Source organism: Alysiella crassa DSM 2578, assembly GCF_000745955.1.
In the GTDB taxonomy this organism is placed as follows: domain Bacteria; phylum Pseudomonadota; class Gammaproteobacteria; order Burkholderiales; family Neisseriaceae; genus Simonsiella; species Simonsiella crassa.
This window is the reverse complement of record NZ_JQKH01000139.1, coordinates 1-2369: the sequence shown is the minus strand read 5'-3', so window position 1 is coordinate 2369 and position 2369 is coordinate 1. Positions and strand designations below refer to the sequence as shown.

At 47.1% G+C, this 2369-nt stretch carries 5 protein-coding genes; 1 reads left to right on the top strand and 4 read right to left on the bottom strand.

Going from position 1 to position 2369, the window contains the following annotated elements; translation table 11 throughout:
• Positions 1–168: 168 nt before the first annotated feature.
• Complete coding sequence (locus Q338_RS12325) at positions 169–465, bottom strand: AzlD family protein (RefSeq protein WP_034295979.1); 297 nt, start codon at positions 463–465, stop codon at positions 169–171.
• A gap of 12 nt (positions 466–477) precedes the next feature.
• On the bottom strand, positions 478–1236 hold the full coding sequence (locus tag Q338_RS12320) for an AzlC family ABC transporter permease (RefSeq protein WP_051968651.1): 759 nt from the start codon (positions 1234–1236) through the stop codon (positions 478–480).
• A 141-nt stretch (positions 1237–1377) separates the two neighbouring features.
• Here Q338_RS12320 and Q338_RS12315 point away from each other — a divergent pair, with 141 nt between their 5' ends.
• The gene (locus Q338_RS12315; protein ID WP_034295981.1) at positions 1378–1845 is read left to right on the top strand and encodes an Lrp/AsnC family transcriptional regulator; all 468 of its coding nucleotides are present in this window, start codon (positions 1378–1380) and stop codon (positions 1843–1845) included.
• Between the two features lie 73 nt (positions 1846–1918).
• On the opposite strand, the gene rpsJ is transcribed toward Q338_RS12315, so the two are convergent.
• Both rpsJ and Q338_RS14185 read right to left on the bottom strand, forming a co-directional pair.
• Positions 1919–2230, bottom strand: coding sequence for a 30S ribosomal protein S10 (gene rpsJ / locus Q338_RS12310; protein WP_027022381.1), 312 nt, complete (start codon positions 2228–2230; stop codon positions 1919–1921).
• 19 nt (positions 2231–2249) lie between these two features.
• On the bottom strand, positions 2250–2369 hold a 120-nt coding region (locus Q338_RS14185; RefSeq protein WP_455549945.1), incomplete at its 5' end, for an EF-Tu C-terminal domain-related protein.

Here is a 2369-nt window from a genome sequence, read left to right as displayed (position 1 = left end):
AGCAAGCGTAGGGTGGGCAACTCGTTGCCCACGCAGTTCAATCAGATACACATAAAATGATGTTTTAATGTGCAATATTTCATTTCAGGCTGCCTGAAAAAATAAAATAATGTGGCGTGCATCAAACCGCGTGGGCAACGAGTTGCCCCCCTACGCTTGCTGCGCCACTCAAAACCCCATTTGCCGCAAAATGCCTGTGGTAACAATCGCAATCAACACGGTTGGCAACAACGACAGGCGCAACATCGCCACACACGTTACCGCCACCGCCACCATATTCGCCACATTGCCCGACACAATCACGGGCGCAATCACGGCAATCAGCACACACCCTGGTACGGCTTGCATCACGCGCAAGGCTTTGGGCGAAAGCTGGCGGTTGGCAAATGCCAAATAACCCACAATCCGCGTCAAATAAGTGCAAATCGCCAATGTGATGATGGTCAGCAAAACTTGAAATTCCATGATTTTTTTCCTTTAATTTTTTTCTGTACGGTCATCGCCCATGAAAAATGCCGTTGCCACGCCAGCCAATGCGCCCACCGCCACATACCACGCACCATCAAATAAATGATGACAAAGCCCTGCCCCCAACAAACTCGCCAACCACGGTAAGGCTGCCTGAAAGCCGCGCCACATGCCTTTGAGCAACACCAAAAACACCGCCGTAAACGCCATGTCCATGCCATATTGTTTCAAATCGCCAATCAAAGGCGCGAAATACGCCCCTGCGGTGGTAAACACAATCCAAGTCAAACACAATAAAATCGCCACACCCAAATAATACGGCACATTCAAGGCTTTGCGACCGTGTTTTTGCGCGTCTGCAATCGCCATTGCCCAGCTTTCGTCTATCATCACAAACAGCAGGGGCAAGGCTTTTTTCTTGGGCATGCCTTTGAGCAATAGGGAAAAAGTTGCGCCCATGATGATGTGGCGGCTGTTTACCAAAGTTGCCATTGCCACAATCAGGGGAATGTTGAGCGGATTTTGCCACAGGCTAACCACGGTAAATTCCGAGCCGCCCGCCAAATTGGTGGTGGTCAAAAGCGACAATTCGTACCATTTGAAACCCGCGCCCACCGCCGACGCCCCCAGCACCAAAGCAAAAGGGATAAAGCCGAGCATAATGGGCAGCGCGTCTTTCACACCGCGCCAAAATTCTTGTTTTTGAAATGCTTTTTCTTGAATGGGGCAAGTGATTGCCGTGTGGTCGTAAGTGGAAATGGTGTCCATTTGGGGTATTTTTTATCAATGAAAGAAAGCGCGTATTCTAGGGCAAAATTCGCGCTATTTTTTTGTGATGTTGTGTTAAAATGAAATCATTTTAGTAAAATGCGCCATTTTTTTGATTTTTATTGGCAGATATTTTCAATCATGATTTTTGACGATTTGGATAAAATAGACAAACGCATTTTAAATGCTTTGCAAAAAGACAGCAGTTTGAGCAACAATCAGTTGGCGGATTTGGTGGGTTTGTCGCCATCGCCGTGTTTGCGCCGCGTGCGGATTTTGGAAGACCAAGGCTTTATCAAAGGCTATTCGGCGCGTTTGAACGCGGAAAAATTGGGCTTGCATTTGACGCTGTTTGTGCGCGTGTGGCTCAAATCGCAAACGGAAGATGTGGTCAATCACTTTTCCAACAGCATCAAGGATTTGGACGAGGTGCAAGAATGTTATTTGATGGTGGGCGATTGCGATTTTGTGCTGAAAGTGGTGGTAAAGGATTTGGCGGATTATCGCCGTTTTCAGGTGCAGCATTTGACCCATATTGAGGGCGTGAGCAACATCAAAACCGAAGTGCCTGTGCAAACGATTAAGGCAACGGGGAAATTGCCTGTTTAGTTTTTTCAGGCAGCCTGAAAACCAAAATCCCCCAAACCGTTTCCAGTTTGGGGGATTTTGTCATCTTTGCAGATTATTGTACTTTGATTTCAACATCCACGCCAGCAGGCAAGTCCAATTTCATCAAAGCGTCTGTGGTTTTATCCGTCCAGTCCACGATGTCCATCAAACGCAAGTGGGTGCGGATTTCCAATTGCTCGCGCGAAGTTTTGTTCACGTGAGGCGAACGCAAAATGTTGAAGCGTTCAATTTTGGTTGGCAAAGGAATCGGGCCTTTTACCACTGCGCCAGTGCGTTTTGCGGTTTCAACGATTTCTTGAGCTGATTTGTCAATCAAGCTGTAATCGTAGGCTTTCAAGCGGATACGGATTTTTTGGTTAGCCATTTATCTTTATCCTTTGAAATTAAGCAATTACATTAGCCACAACGCCTGCACCAACGGTACGACCACCTTCGCGAATCGCAAAACGCAAACCGTTTTCCATCGCGATTGGGGCAATCAATTCAACGGTGATTTTCACGTT